Source organism: Aquimarina atlantica (assembly GCF_000626715.1).
GTDB lineage: Bacteria > Bacteroidota > Bacteroidia > Flavobacteriales > Flavobacteriaceae > Aquimarina > Aquimarina atlantica.
In genome coordinates this window covers 94901-115788 of the sequence record NZ_AQRA01000004.1, presented here as the reverse complement: position 1 = coordinate 115788, position 20888 = coordinate 94901, and the positions used below count along the sequence as shown (strand labels likewise).

Here is a 20888-nt window from a genome sequence, read left to right as displayed (position 1 = left end):
ATTAAAACTTTAAAAATTATGATTAACGGAATTAATTTAGAGGCTCTAGGGACGTATAAAAATACAGTTGAACAGGATGCTAAGAATGGAATGTATTCTGGAGGTATTAAAGCGACCTGGTTAGGAGGTACAAAAGTAGGGGTTGAAACCAATGCATTACAGCTTGGAGATGAAAAGATACCTCATAGCTTTTCTTTTGTTATTGATGAGCCAGAACAACTATTAGGAGAACATTCTTCTCCAACACCCCAGGACTATTTGTTAGGAGGACTTTCGGGCTGTATGATGGTAACTTTTGTAGCTATGGCTTCAATAAAAGGAATCGAATTAGAAGGAGTTTCTTTAGAGATAAAATCAACTCTAGATTTACAAGGATTTTTGGGCATAAACGAAACTTCTCCTGTAGGATACGATGCAATAGAATATTGCTTTACTGTTGAAGGAAATGGTACAGAGCAGGATTTTAAAGAAATTGCAGATCAGGTTATCCAGTTTTCACCAAACTATGCTACCGTATCAAACAAAGTGAAAATGATTTCTAGCCTGGTAGTTAATCCTACAATGGTAAAAAATTAGTTAGTTTAGTTTGAATTTACCCGTTTTGGCGGTAAATAAAGAAAGGCTGTATGAAATTTTCATACAGCCTTTTAATATTATAGAAACCAAAAATATCAAGTAAACCCTGTTTTCTATAGGATGATAAATCAACTCGTCTTGATACCATGTAAATTTTTGTGGTTTACCTATAGTAAATTGAAAAGGCTGTTTAAAATTTTAAACAGCCTTTTACAGAATACACAAACAACCAAGTTTGCTTATTTACAATTAACCAATTTCTGAAATAATATCATTAAAATGTCTTTATTTTTTTGCGACCCCTATAGGAGCTGTATATCCTCCTTTGCTAATATTACCATCAGTATAAATCTTACCAGTTCCATTAACAAGCAATATACCTGCCAAATGAGGAGAAGCCATTGAAGTACCAGATTTTAGTGCAAATTCGTTACCGCCTATACCACAAGACCAGATTCTTGTTCCCGGAGCCCATGCATGTACATTGTCTCCGTAGCTAGAACCGCCTGCAGCAACATCTATATTGGTCATGTTTCCAACTACCCAGCATCCTTCGATATATGCTCTTTGTGGTGAGTAATATCGTACATCATCATTATTATTACCAGCAGCCATAGCGCCAAATGTAGTTCTTGCTAAGTTTCTAAAAGCCGTTTCGTAAGCTACACTAATTGTTCTGCTAGTAAACCCTATACTATAATTCCATACATCACCATAGCTAGCATTATTAGCAACATAATTGATTCCTGCTATGATCTGCGCTTGTGTTCCAGATCCGCTATCACTTAATACTTTTACTGCAACAATTGTAGCCCCTGGAGCAACTCCAACAACACCATCCCCATTATGCATTGCACCAATGGTTCCTGCCACGTGAGTACCATGCCCGTTTCTGTCTCCCCAATTGTTATCTACAAAAGTAGTACTACGATTATAATCGATGTTAAGATCAGGATGAGCATACACACCACTATCCAGAACCCATGCCGTTTTTCCAGTAGAGTAGGTGTATCCTCCAACTCTTACAACTCCCCAGTCTACATAATCTCCTCCGGTTTCATAATAACCGGTAGTAGCCGCAGCCTTATTAGAGTCTTTTCCTGTTGTTACAGTAGGCATTACTCCTTGTTCTACGGTAACGTCTAATTTCTCGATGTAATTAGGCTCTACAGCAAGAATATCAGGATCGTTTTTAAGTAACTCTACTTCTTTTGTAGAAATGCCATCAACGTTAAATCCTTGTATCGCAGTTTCATAAACAAATTTCATTTTATCCGAAGAAATTTTGTATTTAGATAAAATACCAGATGCTTTTTGGGTTACTTTTTGTTTGTTCTTTTTTAATTTTTCATCTTCTTTAAAAACAATAATATAGCTATTAGGAACCGCTTGTGCAGCACTAATATCTGTAGAAGGAATTTCTGTTGATACTTCCCCAGAGACTTCTTCTTTAGAACAAGAGTTTAAAAAAGTTGCGATTCCAAACATGATTAGAACCATCTTAATGCGAATAATTTTTTGAATTGTTTTCATAATATTAAGTTTATGTTATGTTTTCAAAAATCTATAAATACACATACTTAACAATCATATTCTTAACTTTTTTGTTAAAAACTGAAAACAATTCTAAAAAATAGTTCTTTTTGATGTGATATTCGAATTTTATTAGGACCTGGTAAACAAAGAAGATAGAATGTAATATGTTGTTTAGTAGGATTTTACTGATTTTTTATTTCGAATTTTTTATCAATAAATATGATTTTTAAACCTTCCTCAGAATAAAGAATAAAGGCTGTTTAACATGTTAAACAGCCTTTTACAGCATACACAAACAACTAAGTTTGCTTATGTACAACTAATTAATTTCTGAAATAAAAATATCATTAGAATGGTTTTATTTTTTTACGACTGCTATAGAAGCAGAATATCCTCCTTTGCTAACAGTGCCATCACTAATAATTTTGCCATTTCCTCTAACTAGTAATACACCTGCCACATAAGGAGAAGCCATAGAAGTACCTGATTTTTTTGCAAATTCATTGCCACCTATACCACACGACCAAATCCCTGTTCCTGGTCCCCATGCATGTACGTTATCTCCATAATTAGAACCTGATGCAGCAGCATCTGAAGAGGTCATGTTGCCAACTACCCAAGCATTTGATATAAATTCTCTTTGTGGAGAGTAGTATTGTACATCATCGTTTTGATTTCCCGCAGCCATAGCTCCAAAGGTTACTTTGGCCAAGTTTTTAAAAGCAGTTTCATAAGCTACAGTAATTTTTCTTTTTTTAGACCCTATACTATAGTTCCATACATCACCATAGCTAGCATTATTAGCAACATAATTGATTCCTGCAATGATTTGTGCTTGTGTTCCACTTCCTTCATCACTTAATACTTTTACCGCAACGATTTTAGCTCCTGGAGCAACTCCAACAACACCATCCCCATTATGCATTGCACCAATGATTCCTGCTACGTGAGTACCATGACCGTTTCTGTCTCCCCAATTGTTATCTACAAAAGTAGTACTTCGATCATAATCGATGTTAAGATCAGGATGAGCATACACACCACTATCCAGAACCCATGCAGTTTTATCGGTAGAGTAGGTGTATCCTCCAACTCTTACAACTCCCCAGTCTACATAATCTCCTCCGGTTTCATAATAGCCTTCAGTAGCTGCAGCCTTATTAGATGTTGTTACAGAAGGCATTACTCCTTGTTCTACAGTAACGTCTAATTTCTCGATGTAATTAGGCTCTACAGCAAGAATATCAGGATCATTTTTAAGTAACTCTACTTCTTTTGTAGAAATGTCATCAACGTTAAATCCTTGTATTGCAGTTTCGTAAACAAATTTCATTTTATCCGAAGAAATTTTGTGCTTAGATAGAATACCAGATGCTTTTTGGGTTACTTTTTGTTTGTTCTTTTTTAATTTTTCATCTTCTTTAAAAACAATGATATAGCTATTAGGAACTGCTTGAGCTGCACTAATACCTGTAGAAGGAATTTCTGTAGATAGGTCCTCAGAAACTTCTTCTTTAGAACAAGAATTTAAAAAAATTGCGATTCCAAACATGATTAGAACCATTTTGATGCGAATAATTTTTTGAATTGTTTTCATAATATTAAGTTTATGTTAAGATTTCAAAAATCTATAATTGCATGTATTTAATAGTGGTATTCTTGTTTTTTGTGTTAAAAACTGAAAACTATTCTAAAAAAGAGTGGTTTTTGATGCGGTATTCGAATTTTATTAGGGCTAATTGAACTTAAGTACTGATATGTAATGTGTTGGTTAGCAGGTTTTACTTTTTTTCTATTTCGAATTTATTCTGAATGAATATGCTTTTAAAACATCTAGGAATACAAAAAAGCACATTGTTCTCAATGTGCTTTTTTGTATGTTGTTGATCGTTATTAGCCTTTAGCCAACTGCTTTATTTTAATTCTGAAAGCAGCAAAAATTAGTGTCATAAATGGACTAAGCCAGTTAAAAATAGCAAAAAAGAAATAATCCAATACAGGTACATTTAGTACTCCACTTTGATAAGCTCCACAAGTATTCCAGGGAATTAGAACCGAAGTAACAGTTCCCGAATCCTCTAGAGTACGACTAAGGTTTTCTGGTGCTAGTCCTTTATCTTTATAAGCTTTGGCATACATTCTTCCTGGTACTACGATAGCTAAATATTGATCAGATGCAGTTACATTTAGTGCAAGGCAGCTTACTACCGTACTGGCAAAAAGGCCAAATACCGAATCGAATAAATTCAATAAAGCTTTACTAATTCTAGCTAATGCTCCAATCGCATCCATCACACCACCAAATACCATTGCGCATAGTATTAACCAAATGGTATTTAACATTCCGACCATTCCTTTAGAGGTAAATAGTTTAGTAAGTTCGGCATTGGATGTTTGTATAGATGTTTTTGTTGTTATTGCATTCATCACTCCTTTATATGCAGAATTAAATGTGAATTCGTCACTACCGGCAACGGTCGTTACGATTTCTGGTTGAGCAATAACGGCAGCAATAGCACCAAACAGTGTACCTATAAGTAATGCGACTACTGGAGGTGTTTTTTTAATAATTAAACCAATAATTAAAACAGGAACAATAAATAACCAGGGAGAAATATTAAAAGCATTATCAATAACATGTAACTGTTCGCTAATTTCGGGAGTTCCAGAGGTATCAATAGTAAATCCGATAACAATAAAAACCAGTAGCGTGATTACTATAGTAGGTATAGTTGTATACGCCATATATTTTATATGAGAAAATAACTCTCCGCCAGCCATTGCGGGGGCTAGGTTTGTGGTATCGGATAGGGGAGACATTTTATCTCCAAAATAAGCACCAGAGATTACAGCACCTGCTGTCATCCCGAGAGAGATTCCCAGGGTATCACCAATACCAATAAGTGCAATACCTACAGTTGCAGAGGTAGTCCAGGAGCTACCTGTTGCAATAGATATAATAGCACAAATAATTACACAGGCAGCCAGGAAAATAGTTGGATTAAGAATTTGTAAACCATAATAAATCATGGTAGGGATAATACCGCTAATCAACCAGGTTCCTGCTAACGATCCTACCAATAATAGTATAATTAATGCGCTAGAGGTTGATTTTATATTTTTGGCAACTTCTTCCATCATTTGTTTATAAGTTACCTTATTATAAAATCCTACGATCGCAGCTACTGCAGCCCCCATAAGTAAAACGAACTGATTACTTCCACTAATTGCTTCATCACCATAAATATAATAGACATTAAAGAATAACATAACAACCAATGCAATAATTGGAATCAATGCTTCCCAGATGCTTAATTCTTTATTCTCAATAATATCTTCGTTTTGGGGATTGGTAGGTGTGATGTTTTGACTTTCCATATGCTAAATTCGAAATTTTATGGATGTAATGTTACGATATTAATAAAAGCTATGCAACGTCTGTATTGAGTTTAATTACTTTTAAACCTAAATAGAAAAGATGTAAGAATATAAAATGTTGAATTAAAATAGTAAAAACACACATTTAATCTTGTTTTTGTGTATTTCGTCTATATTTTTGATTTTATCGGACAGTGATTTTATTATAAAATTTGTAATGTGTTTTATTTTTGAAGTGTGAAAGAAAAAGAATAAGAGAAAAGTTGAAATTTTTTGATTGTTTTGTGACTTTTTTTGTCCCAGTAAAATAATTCTTAATGAGTTATTTTAAACACTAAACCTAATAAGCCTCATACCCAGAGGCTTTTTGCTTTTTATATGGGTAAGACATTTATAGGCTTTATTTATACTAGCTTCTTTTGGTTTTTTTATCCTTCATTATGATTCACATGTGATGTTTAACGAACCAATTATAACATAATCATAATTATATGTTAAACAAATCATGTATTTAATCTGATTTTTTGGTATTTTATCGATATTTTATTATTTTTGATACTGTTGTTTTGTAAGACTTTGATTTCAACAACATACTTTTGAAATGTCAAAAAGAAAAAACATAAAGAAATTAAAATATTGATTAGCCCATTGAACTAGAATTAGTCTTTTTTGCCCAAATTAATTTCGCCCCAAACCCTAATAAGCCTCATACCCCAGAGGCTTTTTTTTATTATGAACGTATATTTAGGTGTTGCTATAGTTAAAAAATCACTATTCTAATTTCAATACTTGATAGTGTTGGTTTCATTTTTTATATTGAAATTAGTCGAAAACTAATAGGATGGAAACTAACACTTATAAAGGCTTAGAGTTATTTTGCTTTTTTGTATTACTACCGATAAGCTTTTTATTAGATACTCACTTTCTTTTTAAAGTTATACCTACTGTTTTTGGGTTTATTTATATTCTGGTCTTTCTTAAAAAGAAAGGATTGTTGAGGTTGAAATTTCCTGTTAAAGCATATTGGAAACCTTTTTGGAAAGAAATTATAGTTAAGTTTGGGATTATTGTGATAATAACCGCAGTGTATGTCTTTTTAATTGCTCCGGATAAGTTGTTTTCTGTACTTATAAAAAAACCGGGATTATGGGTAATTATTCTTTTTGTATATACATTCTTGTCTGTTTGGCCACAGGAGATTATATATAGAACCTTTTTTTATGAGCGTTATGAGAATCTGATTAGTAATAAGTGGTTATTTATTTTTATAAACGCAATCCTTTTTTCCTTAGCCCATCTTTTTTTGAGTAGTTTTTTAGTGCAAGTATTAACTTTTGTTGGTGGTTTATTATTTGCTTATACTTACCAAAAAACAAAATCCACTACCTTAGTTTCTATAGAACATGCTATTTATGGTAATTGGTTATTTACTGTTGGTATGGGAGAGATGTTAGCTTTTCCCGGTTCTGGATAAATCATAAAAAATATTCAATAAGCTTGCGTACTGCTTTTCCTCGATGACCGATCTTGTTTTTTTCTGATAAAGAAAGTTCGGCAAATGTTTCGGTATATCCATCGGGTAAAAAAACGGGGTCATACCCAAACCCTCCTTTACCTCTCTTATCTTTGGTAATAGAACCAGAGCATATTCCTGTAAATGTTTTGATTTTTTTATTAGCTACCAAAGAGATTACAGTTTTAAACTGTGCTTTACGATTTTCTTTTTCTTTTAATTCTTTTAAAAGTTTATCCATATTGGCATTAGCATCTTTGGCTTCACCGGCATACCTTGCCGAGTATACTCCGGGAGCACCATGCAACGATTCGACTTCAAGACCTGTATCATCTGCAAAACAATCAAACCCATAATGCTCTTTGATATAATTGGCCTTTTGCATTGCATTACCTTCAATAGTAGAAGAAGTTTCAGGAATATCTTCTATACAACCTATATCGCCAAGTCCTACTATTTGTATAGTAGAAGGTAGTAATGCTTGTACTTCTTTTATTTTATTAAGATTATTTGTAGCGAATACGATCTTCATTTAAATAAGTAATTTCTAATATATAATTTTCAAAAAAAATCTTGTTATGCCTTTGCATCAAAATCTAATATCCATTTCTCCTGGACTTTAAGTACTTGTTCGATAACATCTCTTGCACATCCTTTACCTCCCTTTTTATAGGACACGTATTTAGAAACTTCTTTTACTTCTGCAACTGCATCTTGAGGACAAGTTGGCAATCCTACCATTTTCATGACTGGTAAATCAGGAATATCATCTCCCATATATAACACATTTTTTATGTTAATGTTATTAGTTTCGAGGTATTCATTTAGTTGTTCTACTTTGTGATGTGCTCCAAGATATATATCGGTTATTCCTAAGCCTTTTAAACGTTGCCGCACACCTTCGTTTTTTCCTCCAGAAATAATACATACTTTAAAACCCTGTTGTATTGCAGTTTTCAATGCGTATCCATCTTTAATATTCATTGTTCTTAGCAGTTGTCCATCGGTATTGATAATGACAGTACCATCGGTAAGTACACCATCTACATCAAAAATAAAAGTGGTAATGTGCTGTAGATATTCTTTATAACTTTTTTCCATATTTAGATTGTATTGCTTTGGTAAGGGTTTTATATAGTTCTTGTTGTGTAGTATCGGTTATTATTTTTAAATGCCTGTTTATGGTTTTAGAATCATTACGTATCCCGGGTCCTGTTTGAGCCAGATCTGGATTCATTTTTGTGATTTTTTGTGCAGTCTCCAAAATCAAAGGATGTAAAATTTCAAAAGGAACATCATGTTCATTACAAATATCGTTTGCTGTTGAAAACAAATAATTTGTGAAATTATTTACGAATACAGCAGAAACATGAAGTATATTACGTTGTTCTGAAGAAATTTCATATACCTTATTAGAAAGGGTAGTGCTTAGTTCTTTTAACAGCATGAGATCGGTTTCATTTTCAGCCTCCAAACAAAAAGGAATAGTGCTAAAGTCAACAGTTTTATCTTTACTAAATGTTTGTAATGGATAAAAAACACCTCTCTTATTAGTATTCGCCAGAGCATTCATAGGAACACTACCAGAGGTATGTACGATAAGCTTATTTGTAAAAGGTAATAGGTTAGAAACCTCTTCAATTGCATCATCACTTACCGCCAGAATATAAATATCTGCTTCTTGCAGAGCGCTAAAATCCTGTATAATAGTGTTTTCTTTCTGATCAGGATGTAACGGTAATCCTTTACGATTGTAACACTGTACAACTTCTACCGATTTTTGATTATAAAAAGCAGTATACAAGTGTTTAGCTACATTACCGGCACCAAGAATTATAACTCTAATCATTTGGCTAAAATAAGGAAGTTCCCATAAAAAGTAGAGTAATACACTTTTTCATTTTTATTTTAAATGAGTTCTGTAGTAAAAGGCAGTATTGATACTAATCCAGAATAAAATATTTAGGGAGTAGTACCCATCAAAATTAGCCCTGGTTTAAAAAAACGCAAAATTTTGTAACCTTTTTTAGATGCATTTATCTAAGGTTTACAATAAATCCTCGTGTAGCTAATACAATAGCGAAAAACTCGTAAAAATTAATACTACATGAATGATCAAAACTTTTACATAATTCATTAAAAATAACCGCTATGAAACTAAGAAAAATAATATTCTTTCTGATGCTCTTTGGCATTAGTATACTTTTTACTCAGTGTAAGGATGATGATTTGATTCCAATACCCGAAGAATTGGTAATACCACCTCCGGTAGAACTTAATTTGGATCCTTCTTTGGTTGCCCAGGGAAAAGAAATTTTTAGGCATGACACTTTTGGAAGTGAGGCGCAATGGACAGATTTATTAGAGTTGGATAAAGCTATTTTGGGAACAGCAAATGGAGGTTTTGGACCGGGTCTTGACCCAACTACAGCTTTGGCAATAGGACTTAAAGTAGATGCAGAAGTATTACCACAAGCTGTAGTCGATGGTATTACAGATGGAAGTATTGATTTAACAGACCCAATGACCACAATAGCTTTGTTAGATTTGGATGCAGTTATTGGTGTAAAAGGAAGTTTTGATGAAAATAAAAAATTAACTTCTGTGGGAATCACATGTGCCTTATGTCATTCTACAGTAGATGATTCATTTACCTCTGGGATTGGAAGCAGGAAAGATGGTTGGGCAAATACAGATCTTAATGTCGGAGCTATTTTGGGATTTGTTAAAAACGCTCCTCTTGCAGCTATTTTAGATGTTGATGTCGAGACTTTTAATAGTGTTGTTAATGCATGGGGGCCAGGAAGATTTGCCCCCACATTATTAATGGACGGAAAAGTAACAAAACCTAACGGAGAATTGGCAACATTGGTAATACCACCAGCTTATGGGTTACAGGGGATAACCCACGAAACGTATACTGGTTGGGGCGAAGTATCCTTTTGGAATAGGTTTATTGGTGTTTTGGTCATGGGAGGACAAGGGAATTTCTCTGATCAAAGATTAAATGATCCCGAAAAATTTCCACTTGCAGTAGAAAGAGGATTGTTTGATGTTAGCGTACCTGTAGATATGGTAGATTCGAAACTGGAAGGCTTACGAGAATATCAATTATCAATACTAGCTCCAACTCCAGATCCGGATAGTTATGATGAGACTTCGGCAATTCGTGGTAAAATACTGTTTGAAGGCAAAGCAAATTGTATTTCTTGTCATTCTGGGCGTGCTTTTGCAGATAATATATTACATACTCCAGAAGAAATTGGTATCGATGATTTTGAAGCAAAGAGATCCCCTACAGAAATGTACAGAACACCACCATTAAGAGGAATATTTGTTAAATCTAATGGTAATGGTTTCTTTCATGATGGGCGATTTACTACTCTTAATGATGTAGTTATACATTATAACGATCATTTTGGTCTAGAGTTATCAAATCAGGAACAAGATGATCTGGTCGAATATCTAAAAGCGCTATAATAGAAATAAAAAAGGCCAAATTCTATATTCATTACAGATTTTGGCCTTGCTTTTTTTGATGTTTTTTCCAGAAGTGGTTAGCGCTAAAAGTATATAGAACATAACATCTTTCTATAAAAAACGAAAAAGTGATATCGGTAATACTTATACTTCTGTTAAAACCATAAAATCAAAAGGCGATCATGGTACATTATCCTTCTAAAAATAGTAAATTTGCCCAGCAAAAAAAGAAGGTAACTATGCAAGATAAGCTAGCGAGTATTTTGTTCTCCACACGATTAATGGCAGTTTTATTTATTGTTTTTGCGTTTTCTATGGGAGTAGGAACGTTTTTAGAAGACGCACACGGAACCACAGCAGCTAGAATTTGGGTGTATAATACATGGTGGTTTGAGGCTATTATGGTATTTTTTGTTATTAATTTCTGCGGAAATATTGTACGCTATAAATTATATAAGAAAGATAAATGGGCAACATTATTGCTTCATTTATCTTTTATTTTAATTATCATAGGGGCTTTTGTTACTCGATATATAAGCTATGAGGGCGTTATGCCCATTAGAGAAGGAGAAACAACATCTACTTTTCTTTCTGAAAAAACATATTTATCCGTTTTTTTGGATGGAGAAATTAATGGAGAACCTCGCAGACGTATCATCACAGAAGCATTAGAATTAGCAGAAGCGACTACTAATGATTTTACTATTCATACCGATTATAATAAGCAACCTGTTACAATAACATATCAAAACTATATCCAGGGAGCAGAAATGGGATTAGTTGAAACTGAAGATGGAGAGAACTATCTTAAAGTAGTAGAAGCTGGAGATGGTAATCGTCATGATCATTTTCTAAAAGAAGGAGAGGTTTCTAATATTCATAATATATTGGTTAGTTTTAATAAACCAACCAAAGGAGCAATAAATATTACCTATAAAAATGATGATTACTTTATAGAATCTCCTTTTGACGGGTCATTTTTAAGAATGGCAGATCAGATGCAAGGATTAGTATTTAAAGATAGTCTTCAACCTTTAATGCTTAGATCGTTGTACCAAACTGCGGGAATGCAATTTGTAATTCCTGATCCTGTAATTACCGGTAAATATGATGTAGTTCCTATCGAGGTTAAAGACAAAGGACAAGAAGATGCCTTGGTATTAAGTGTCTCTACTAATGGAGAAACCAAAGAAGTTAAGCTATTGGGAGGAAAAGGGTATAATAACGATATGACCAAAATCTCATTAGGAGGTTTGGATATGTATTTTAGCTATGGTTCTAAACAAATGGAATTACCTTTTGCATTAAAATTAAATGATTTTATAGCCGAAAAATTCCCGGGTACGCAAAATGTTTATAAATCTTTTAAGAGTAAAGTTGATATTGTAGAAGGAAATTCTTCTCAACCATATGATATTTATATGAATCATGTACTAGATCATAAAGGATATAGGTTTTTTCAAGCCTCTTTTGATCCAGATGAAAAAGGAACTGTACTTTCTGTAAATCATGATCGTTGGGGTACATGGATTACTTATATAGGATATATGTTATTATATTTAGGATTAATGTTAATTCTTTTTACCAAAGGATCGCGTTTTAAAGAAATAGAAGATAAATTGAGTAAAATAAAGAAGAAGAAAAAAACATTAACCATATTTTTGGCATTACTAGTATCCACTTTTTCTTTTGCGCAAGACCAACCTCAGCCTGATCATACAAATCACTTACCATCGTTACCTAGTAAGGCACAATTAGACTCGGTTATTTTAGCCAATGTTGTTCCTGCTGCTCATGCGGCTAAGTTTGGAAGCATAGTGATACAGGATGAAAGAGGGAGGATGAAGCCTGTAAATACTTTTTCCTCAGAATTATTGCGTAAACTTAGTAAAAAAGATACCTATAAAGGTTTGAATGCAGACCAAGTGTTTGTATCAATGGTAGAAAACCCATTTATCTGGTACAGCATGCCAATTATAGAAATTAAAAGAGAAAATGATAGTATACGTAAGATATTAGGAGTTCCGAAAACCGAAAGAAGAGTATCTTTAATAGATCTTGTAGAACCAGACGGATCATATAAGTTAGCTCCTTATTTAGAAAAAGCAAGTAGCACAAATACCCCAAGTAGTTTTGAAAAAGATTTTCTCAAAACTCATGAAAAATTTTATCTACTTAATCAAGCTTTAGGAGGAGGAATTTTAAGAGTTTTTCCGGTTCCGGGTGATGAAGGAAACAAATGGGTTTCTATGCCTGAGTTAAATGAATTTAAATTTAGCGGAATGGATTCGGTATACACCAGACAGATCATTCCGATTTATCGCCAATCTTTACGAGAAGCAAGAACAACAGGAGATTATAGCAAACCTGATCAATATATTGAAAGCATTAAAAGTTTTCAGAAAAAATTTGGAAACGAAGTATTACCAACAGATAAAAAAATCAAAGCAGAAATTGTACTGAATAAATATGACATTTTTAGAACACTATACCGATACTATGGCGTAATAGGCTTACTGCTAATGATATTTGTAATTGTAAGGATATTTAAAGATTCTAAAATTGTTAGAGGGGCAATTAATGGTTCAATTGGAATAGTTATTCTACTTTTTATTCTACATACTGCAGGATTAATTATTCGCTGGTATGTTTCGGGACATGCACCATGGAGTGACGCATATGAATCTATGATTTATGTTGGGTGGACAACCCTGGCAATAGGTCTTGCTTTTGGAAAAAGAAGTAACCTTACCATTGCAGCTACCACTTTTGTAGCGGCAATTATCTTGTTTTTTGCTCATGAAAACTGGACAGACCCCGCAATTGCAAATTTACAACCTGTATTAGATTCATATTGGGTATTGATTCATGTGTCTATTATTGTAGGTAGCTATGGACCATTCTTTGTCGGAGCAATTTTAGGGATTCTATCGTTGTTATTAATGATATTAACAACAGAATCAAATAAGAAACGAATGGATATTAATATTAAAGAGATAACCATTATCAATGAGATGGCACTTACTATTGGGTTAGTTATGCTTACTATTGGTAATTTCCTTGGGGGTATGTGGGCTAATGAGAGTTGGGGACGCTACTGGGGTTGGGATCCAAAAGAAACGTGGGCTTTGATAAGTATTATGGTGTATGCTTTTGTGATACATATGAGATTAGTGCCAGGTCTAAGAGGAAGATGGTGGTTTAACCTGGCCTCTGTTATTGCTGTATATAGTATTTTAATGACGTATTTTGGAGTTAATTTTTACCTCAAAGGATTGCATTCGTATGCTAGTGGAGATAAAGTGATTACGCCTAACGCAGTCTATTATTCTATTGCCTTTTTAGCGCTACTAGGCATAGTTTCATATTGGAGAAACAAAGTGCATTATAAGAAAAATAAAAAAGTAATTTCTACAAAGAAATAATCAAATTCTCTATTTTATAAAGTTTCTAAAACTCATTATCCTTATATATTTGATAATAGTATGGTGTTTTTTTGTTAAAAAAAAGGACAGAACTAGATATTCCCTGTAATTATCAATGCATAATGATAATCAGAATTGCTTAGTGAAATCTAACATACAACACAGTTTTTATATCTTTTTTTTGGGTCATATTAAAAAAAATTAAAAAAAAAATCCTCAGTCCCGAAAAATGAAACTCAGGACTCGTATTCTTGTACTGTGAAAAACGACATAATGTAAGATTAGACATAATTTTTTATGAGATCCAGATTAAGATAAAAGCATGATAACAAGTGATCTAATATGTTTGATTATATGTAATGTAAGGTTTGAAAACGTATAGAGAGCTAGCTTTTTTAAGAAAAATAAATCTCTTAAAGCAAAGTTAAATCTTAACTTTTTAACAACTTAAAAATGAATATATTTGCGACTTCATTTTTTATAAATATACAAGGTCTTGTACCTATGTGTTTATTTTGAAATTTATGTTTAATGGTTTGATATACAGTTTGTTGATTGAGGTTTTTAGTTTGGTTTTTTAACTTTTTATATTAATAGTTGATGTAGTTTACTAAGTATAATGTAATAAGGAATAAACTACATTTTGAGTATCAAATTATATAATAGTATAACAATAAGTTTGCGAAAAAAAAATAATAACCACAAGGGTTAGAAAAGTATTGTAAAGGAATGCAAAAAATAATATATATAAGTATCATATTTACCTGCCTGTTGAGTTGTAAAACCTCACAGGAACTGTTTAATAAGAAAAATATCAGTACTACCGAGTATAAAGAAAGTTTTCATATTACAGAAGATGAGCCAAAACCAAAAACAGGAGTAAAATACTATTGGTTTAAATCCAGAAAAGTACAGGCTACGCAAAGTGATTATGCAGGAGCATTATTGGATGGGTTATATACCAAGTATTACTACTCTAATGAATTGGCAGAGAAAGGTAATTTTAATAAAGGAAAAAAGATTGGTGTCTGGAAATCCTGGTATAAAAATGGTCAATTAGCAACTACAGAAAACTGGAACAAAGGAGTTCTAAATGGCAAATGTGTATTCTATGATAGTATTGGTAATGTAATATCAAAGGGTAAATATACCAGTGGTAAACGATCTGGGAAATGGGTTTTTGTACAAAAAGGTGATACCATAGATTATAGTAAAAAAGTACGTAAAGAAAAAGATACACTACAGCCAGGATTCTTTGGTAAATTATTTAAAAAGAAAGTCAAAGATTCAGTAGTTCCTCAGGAGAAAAAACCAGGTTTCTTTAAAAGACTTTTTTCTAAAAAAGATAAAAATAAGGCAACTTCTAAAAAGACAAAGAATAATAACCCAAAAGCAAAAGGGAATACTAAAAAGGGAGTTAAAAAAGCAAAACAAAAAAAGACAACTAACGATAAACCAAATTTCTTTCAACGGTTGTTTGGTAAAAAAGAAAAGGATAATACGTGATAAAAGCCGGTTCTATAGCGTATGCAATACTAATTTGTATTGTAGTAGGGATATTTTGTTATTCGCTGCTATTGATGAGCGGATATGCTAAAATACACCAGGGAATGCTTGATGCCCATGCCGAACTGGTATCTAACAATGAATCTGCACAAGAGTATTTTCTTGCAAAAATAGAGGATATCGAAGAGAAGAGAATTACCGTGGATGTTTTTGATAATGGTATGGTTTCATCTGGTAGAATAAAACCGTGGGGATTTTATAAGGTATTGTTAACCACTTCTGTTTTTAAGAAAGACACCATAAAAAGAGCAGCTTTGATAGGGCAGTGGCAAAAAGAAGATGCACTGGCACTTTACCTTTCAGATGCTTCGAAACCTTTGTTTATGGTAGAAAAAGCCAAAATAACAGGTAATGTGTTTCTACCAAAATCAGGTATAAAAGCTGGATATATCACTTCTAATGCCTATCGAGATACAAAATTTTTGATAGGTACAAAACGTAATTCAAAAACGAGTTTGCCAAAGATTGATCATATAGATTTTGCATATGATATTGATAATGCACGCCAGATTAGGTTAAATGAAATAAAAGATAATGTTGTTCTGTATAATGGCTTTAGTAAGCAAACGCTGGTTATAGAAAGTGATACGATAATCGTAGATAATAAAAAGCTTTCGGGAAATATTGTTATAAAATCTAAAGACTCGATCTATATCAAAAAAAATAATGTACTAGAAGATATTATCATAGAGGCTCCTAAGGTAGCGTTCGAATCTGGTTTTGTTGGTAATGTACAGGTACTCGCAGAAAAAGTTGTTGGACTTGAAGAAAATGTAGTTTTAAAATATCCATCGGGTATTTTGATGAATACAGGTAATGTAGATAAAAGAGAGGTTGTTATAGGAAAGAAAAGTAAGATTTTGGGAGGAGTAGTGATAAATGATATAAATAGAGGATTAGATAAAATAATTACTGTAGAGGAAGACGCCGAAGTAATTGGAGATATCTACTGTAGTGGTAAGTTGCAACTTAAAGGAAATGTAATAGGTACAGTATACACAAGTAACTTTTACCTTAGAACAGAAGCTTCTGCTTATGATAATTATATTTTAAACGGAACAATTGATAGGAAAAGTCTTCCTGATGAATTTGTAAGGATACCGCTCTTTAAAAATAAAAGTGAATACTTTAAACCCTATGCAATTATTAAACAAATATAATGTTAAAGCGGGGTCTGTTATAGAATCGGTAATTGCCATGACTATCATTGCAATTTGTTTGTCTATGGCGCTTATAATTTATAGTAGAGTTTTGGATTCTGATCATAGTATTGCTCATTACCAGGCTCGGCAAAAGGTAAAGGAATTGTTTTGGGAAACAAAAAGTGAAAAACAATTTATAGATGAAGATTATGATTTTGAATCTTTTACTGTAGTAAAAAAAGTAGAGAAATTAGAAAATAACGCAGGATATAAAGTTGTATTTACGATAAGGGTACAATCAAAAAAAGAAACATATCAATACATTGTTAGAGAATAAAAAACATACACGATTACAGGCATTTACAATGTTAGAACTCGTTATTGGCATGGTGATATCATCATTGGTCATTACGATGGTATATGTTATTTATGATAATTTATCCAGACAAGTAGTGGTTTATGCAGATCAACAAGATGATTTGATGACATATAACCAGTTTCAAAACCTTTTTTCAAAAGATGTTCAGCTTAGCACGTCTATAGCTATAGATGATGATAGACATATTGTATTAGAGAATGCGAATAAAGAGATACACTATTTTTTCAAAACAGAAAAAATCATTAGAAAAGCAGAGGCTGTAGACACTTTTAATATAAAAGTTCTGGAGGTTCAGTTTGACCAAAACGAAAAAATTGAGGAAAAATATCAACTCATAAAACTAAAAATTGAGATACTGGGAGCAAGTTTTGATTTTTTTGAATCAAAAGAAATTTCTCTTGCATCCAGAATGAATAATTATTTGCTGGATGAGTATTAATATTTCAACATATAAAACAAAAAATGTCACTAAGACAAAGAAGAAAAACGATAGTTTTTTCTCTAAAGAAGTGAGTTTTGGTAATCGTTTTTCTGATAAAGATAAAATGGATTTCTATAAAGAACTTTCTGTTTTATTAAACTCTGGAGTAGATTTTAGAAAAGCACTGGAAATATTAAAAGACCAACAAAAAAAAGAGAAACACAAGAATTTGATACAGGGTATAACAAAAGAAGTGGTACAAGGTAAAGCTTTATTCGAGGCCTTACGAGACTCCGGGAAATTCTCTCCGTATGAATACTTTAGTGTTAAAATTGGGGAAGAAACCAGAAAATTAGACGAAGTATTACTAGAGTTATTTCAGTATTTCGACAGAAAAGTAAAAATGCGAAGACAGTTATTATCGGTTTTTACATATCCTTCGTTTGTATTGCTGTTAACTTTTGGAGTGCTTTATTTTATGATGAAGTATGTCGTACCTATGTTCGCTACTGTATTTAAACAGTTTGGAAAAGATTTACCAAACTTAACTAAAAAGATCATTTTTGTTTCAGAGCATTTTTCGACCATAAGTATAGTTTTTGGTACTGCTTTGATCTCTATAATCGCTTTTCACTTTTACTTTAAAGACAGGACTTTTTATAGAAAAGCAATATCTAATGTAATTATACGAATCCCGTTTTTTGGTAAACTGGTAAGAAAAATATACATCACTCGTTTTTGTCAATCACTAAGCTTGTTATTATCTGCAAAAACTCCATTAGTAACTTCTTTGGATTTAGTGCAGCGTATGATATCCTTTTATCCATTAGAATCAAGTTTAGATATGATCAAAAAAGAAGTCACAAAAGGAACTCTTTTTTCAAAAGCATTAGCCAAACATTCTATATATGATTTTAAATTGGTTTCACTTGTTAGCGTAGCCGAACAGGTAAATAAATTAGATGATATGTTTGAGCGATTGGCTAAACAATATGATGAAGAAGTACAACACCAAACTAAGATGATTGGTGTTATTATGGAACCATTAATAATCGTAATCATAGGTTTGGTTGTGGGTACTGTATTAATTGCAATGTATTCACCTATGTTTGATTTAAGTAAAATTATTCAACCTTCTTAAAAAAGGAAAATGAAGATAAAAAAGAACACCAGTAAAAAGGTATATGTAAAGGCATATTCGATGTCAGAATTGGTAATTGTATTATGTATTATCGGGATTTTAATACTATTGGTATTACCAAACCAAACGGCTGTAGTATCTCAAGCAAAAGCCATTGAAGCCCAGAGTATGCTTAACCATCTGTATGGATTAGAGAAAAGCTATTTTTATCGTAACTCTAAGTATACAACCGATTTTGAAGCTTTAGGCTTTGAACCAGCACTATCTATTAGTGAAGGAGGGCAAGCTGTGTATAGAATTGAGATCATAGAAGCGTCTACTAATTCTTTTAAAGCCAGAGCGGTTTCTCTATCCGATTTTGATGGTGATGGCACTTTTAATACCTGGGAGATTGATCATAATAAGTTATTAAAAGAAACGGTAAAGGACTAATGACATACGTATTAGTATCTATTTTATTCATCTCTTTTGGAGTAATGCTATATCAGGATATCAAATATAGACATATACACATCGGGCTACCTATTTTGGTGTTTGTGGTGAGTATATATATGAATAAAGATATCATAGTTCTTTTTGATGGTTTGAAATCATTGGCATTTATCGGAATTAATTTCATTTCAATTGCGGCATATTTTTCCATTAAAAAGTCAAAATTTCAAAACCCATTTAAGCAATATATTGGTATAGGAGATTTGGTGTTTTTAATCGCTGTGATTCCTCTCTTTTCCTTTAGAAATTATATGTTGTTCTTTATTTCGGGGATGATATTGTCTTTAGTATTGTATGCAATATTTCAGAATAAAGATGAACAAAAAACGATACCATTGGCGGGATATTTATCACTATATATCATCGGTTTGATGATTCCAAATTTATTTTTATCAACTAACATTTTTTACGACTTTATCATTTGAGTACTGATGCTAACATAGAAATATCTGTAGAACTAAAACAGCTTATCAACGCTGATTTAGCACATCATTATAGTATTATTCCTAAGAACAATACCGAGGATGTAATGGAACTCTATATCGATGCAGAAAAAGTAAATTCTGAGATCAAAGAAGAGTTAGAATTGTATTTGGGAAAATCATTGAAGTTTGATGAGATTTCATCAGAACGATTAAATAAAGCACTGTTTGTTTATTACAGAAAGAATACTAGAGATCAGGAAGCAACACAAAGTATATCTACTGTAGAAAGTAGCTTTTTGGATAATTTGATTTTTGAAGCCAAATCTATTGGTAGTAGTGATATTCATTTTGAAGTATATGAAGAGGAAGCAAGAGCAAGATTACGTATTGATGGTGTTTTAGTTGAAAAATATAAAATTCCTAAAGAGAGTTATTTAGAATTAGTAAATAAGATCAAAATAGAATCTAATCTGGATATCACAGAAAAAAGACTACCACAAGACGGAAGGATAGATTATAAAGATTTTGATATTAGGGTTTCTATATTACCCACCTTACATGGTGAAAAAGTGGTGATGCGTCTGTTAGGAAAAGATGCTTCTAATATTAGATTAGAAGATCTGGGGTTGGAGGCAGATGAAAAAGCTAAATACCTTGAAGCCGTAAAAAAGAATAACGGTATTGTATTAATTAGCGGGCCTACCGGATCTGGTAAAACAACAACACTGTATGCTACGCTAAAACTTCTTAATGATGTAAAAAGAAATATTGTAACCGTAGAAGATCCGATTGAATATACGTTACAGGGAATTAATCAAGTACAACTTAAAGAAGATATCGGGCTTACTTTTTCTTCTGCATTGCGGTCATTTTTACGACAAGATCCAGATATAATCATGCTGGGGGAAATCAGGGATGCCGAGACTGCTAAAATGGCTATCAGAGCTTCATTAACAGGACATTTAGTATTGTCTACAATACATACTAATTCTGCACTGGGAACCATATCCAGATTAGTTGATATGGGAGTTCCTGCATTTTATATTGCAGAGACTTTAAACCTATCTGTTGCGCAGCGATTAGTTAGAAAATTATGTCCGCATTGTAAAAAAGAGACTCCTTTTAACGAAGAAGAACTTCCTAGAAATTATAAGCTTCCTAGGGCCTTATCTACACATCATATGCCGGTAGGATGTACAGAATGTTACTATACCGGGTATAAGGGCAGAAGAGCAATTTATGAAATTGTATCGATCACAGATGATGTGGTGAATGCCATTAAAAATAATAGTCATAATCTAGAACAAAATATAAGTTATAAATACCAAAGCCTCGCGGATAAAGCTTTTAATTTATTAGAAGAAGGGGAAACTTCTCTCGAAGAAATTTATTCGCTGCTGATCAAAGCTTAATT

At 32.5% G+C, this 20888-nt stretch carries 18 protein-coding genes; 12 read left to right on the top strand and 6 right to left on the bottom strand.

What is annotated here, in order from left to right; genetic code table 11:
* The first annotated feature begins 18 nt into the window (after positions 1 to 18).
* Positions 19 to 576, top strand: coding sequence for an OsmC family protein (locus tag ATO12_RS09460; RefSeq protein WP_034241483.1), 558 nt, complete (start codon positions 19 to 21; stop codon positions 574 to 576).
* A gap of 285 nt (positions 577 to 861) precedes the next feature.
* Here the strand turns inward: ATO12_RS09460 and ATO12_RS24760 are convergent, their stop codons facing one another.
* The 3 genes from ATO12_RS24760 to nhaC form a co-directional block, all read right to left on the bottom strand.
* Positions 862 to 2109: a S8 family serine peptidase gene (locus ATO12_RS24760; RefSeq protein ID WP_051575713.1), complete on the bottom strand. Its 1248-nt coding sequence runs from the start codon at positions 2107 to 2109 to the stop codon at positions 862 to 864.
* Between the two features lie 361 nt (positions 2110 to 2470).
* Positions 2471 to 3709, bottom strand: coding sequence for a S8 family serine peptidase (locus tag ATO12_RS24755; protein ID WP_051575712.1), 1239 nt, complete (start codon positions 3707 to 3709; stop codon positions 2471 to 2473).
* Between the two features lie 296 nt (positions 3710 to 4005).
* Positions 4006 to 5490 (bottom strand): Na+/H+ antiporter NhaC, encoded by a 1485-nt coding sequence (gene nhaC, locus ATO12_RS09445; RefSeq protein ID WP_034241482.1) that lies wholly within the window; start codon positions 5488 to 5490, stop codon positions 4006 to 4008.
* A gap of 841 nt (positions 5491 to 6331) precedes the next feature.
* Between nhaC and ATO12_RS09440 the strand changes: the two genes are divergently transcribed.
* Positions 6332 to 6964 carry a CPBP family intramembrane glutamic endopeptidase gene (locus ATO12_RS09440; protein WP_034241481.1) on the top strand — a complete coding sequence of 211 codons (633 nt, stop codon included), beginning with the start codon at positions 6332 to 6334 and terminating at the stop codon, positions 6962 to 6964.
* 1 nt (position 6965) lies between these two features.
* On the opposite strand, the gene ATO12_RS09435 is transcribed toward ATO12_RS09440, so the two are convergent.
* Genes ATO12_RS09435 through ATO12_RS09425 form a run of 3 tightly spaced genes read right to left on the bottom strand, consistent with a single transcriptional unit; the run spans position 6966 to position 8852 of the window.
* Positions 6966 to 7535: a non-canonical purine NTP diphosphatase gene (locus tag ATO12_RS09435; RefSeq protein WP_034241480.1), complete on the bottom strand. Its 570-nt coding sequence runs from the start codon at positions 7533 to 7535 to the stop codon at positions 6966 to 6968.
* Positions 7536 to 7579: 44 nt separating this feature from the next.
* Positions 7580 to 8104: a KdsC family phosphatase gene (locus ATO12_RS09430; RefSeq protein WP_034241479.1), complete on the bottom strand. Its 525-nt coding sequence runs from the start codon at positions 8102 to 8104 to the stop codon at positions 7580 to 7582.
* On the bottom strand, positions 8088 to 8852 hold the full coding sequence (locus tag ATO12_RS09425) for a Rossmann-like and DUF2520 domain-containing protein (protein WP_034241478.1): 765 nt from the start codon (positions 8850 to 8852) through the stop codon (positions 8088 to 8090). Before ATO12_RS09425 ends, ATO12_RS09430 begins: the two co-directional genes overlap by 17 nt.
* A 302-nt stretch (positions 8853 to 9154) precedes the next feature.
* Between ATO12_RS09425 and ATO12_RS09420 the strand changes: the two genes are divergently transcribed.
* The 10 genes from ATO12_RS09420 to ATO12_RS09375 all read left to right on the top strand — a co-directional run bounded on the left by ATO12_RS09420 (position 9155) and on the right by ATO12_RS09375 (position 20886).
* A complete protein-coding gene (locus tag ATO12_RS09420) occupies positions 9155 to 10483 on the top strand; it encodes a hypothetical protein (RefSeq protein ID WP_205625232.1) in 1329 nt (442 codons plus the stop codon).
* 239 nt (positions 10484 to 10722) lie between these two features.
* Positions 10723 to 13908, top strand: a complete 3186-nt coding sequence (ccsA, locus tag ATO12_RS09415) for a cytochrome c biogenesis protein (RefSeq protein ID WP_034241977.1) — start codon at positions 10723 to 10725, stop codon at positions 13906 to 13908.
* Positions 13909 to 14637: 729 nt separating this feature from the next.
* Positions 14638 to 15414: a toxin-antitoxin system YwqK family antitoxin gene (locus ATO12_RS24750; protein ID WP_051575711.1), complete on the top strand. Its 777-nt coding sequence runs from the start codon at positions 14638 to 14640 to the stop codon at positions 15412 to 15414.
* Positions 15411 to 16634: a bactofilin family protein gene (locus ATO12_RS09405; protein WP_131248805.1), complete on the top strand. Its 1224-nt coding sequence runs from the start codon at positions 15411 to 15413 to the stop codon at positions 16632 to 16634. The genes ATO12_RS24750 and ATO12_RS09405 overlap by 4 nt, the downstream gene beginning before the upstream one ends.
* Complete coding sequence (locus ATO12_RS24745; protein ID WP_051575710.1) at positions 16612 to 16953, top strand: hypothetical protein; 342 nt, start codon at positions 16612 to 16614, stop codon at positions 16951 to 16953. Before ATO12_RS09405 ends, ATO12_RS24745 begins: the two co-directional genes overlap by 23 nt.
* Positions 16940 to 17434: a PulJ/GspJ family protein gene (locus tag ATO12_RS09395; protein WP_131248804.1), complete on the top strand. Its 495-nt coding sequence runs from the start codon at positions 16940 to 16942 to the stop codon at positions 17432 to 17434. Before ATO12_RS24745 ends, ATO12_RS09395 begins: the two co-directional genes overlap by 14 nt.
* Positions 17424 to 18557 (top strand): type II secretion system F family protein, encoded by a 1134-nt coding sequence (locus ATO12_RS09390; protein WP_034241474.1) that lies wholly within the window; start codon positions 17424 to 17426, stop codon positions 18555 to 18557. The genes ATO12_RS09395 and ATO12_RS09390 overlap by 11 nt, the downstream gene beginning before the upstream one ends.
* Before the next feature lie 9 nt (positions 18558 to 18566).
* Positions 18567 to 18989, top strand: coding sequence for a hypothetical protein (locus ATO12_RS09385; protein ID WP_034241473.1), 423 nt, complete (start codon positions 18567 to 18569; stop codon positions 18987 to 18989).
* Positions 18989 to 19474 carry a hypothetical protein gene (locus ATO12_RS09380; RefSeq protein ID WP_131248803.1) on the top strand — a complete coding sequence of 162 codons (486 nt, stop codon included), beginning with the start codon at positions 18989 to 18991 and terminating at the stop codon, positions 19472 to 19474. Before ATO12_RS09385 ends, ATO12_RS09380 begins: the two co-directional genes overlap by 1 nt.
* The gene (locus tag ATO12_RS09375) at positions 19471 to 20886 is read left to right on the top strand and encodes a GspE/PulE family protein (protein WP_034241470.1); all 1416 of its coding nucleotides are present in this window, start codon (positions 19471 to 19473) and stop codon (positions 20884 to 20886) included. The genes ATO12_RS09380 and ATO12_RS09375 overlap by 4 nt, the downstream gene beginning before the upstream one ends.
* Positions 20887 to 20888: the final 2 nt, after the last annotated feature.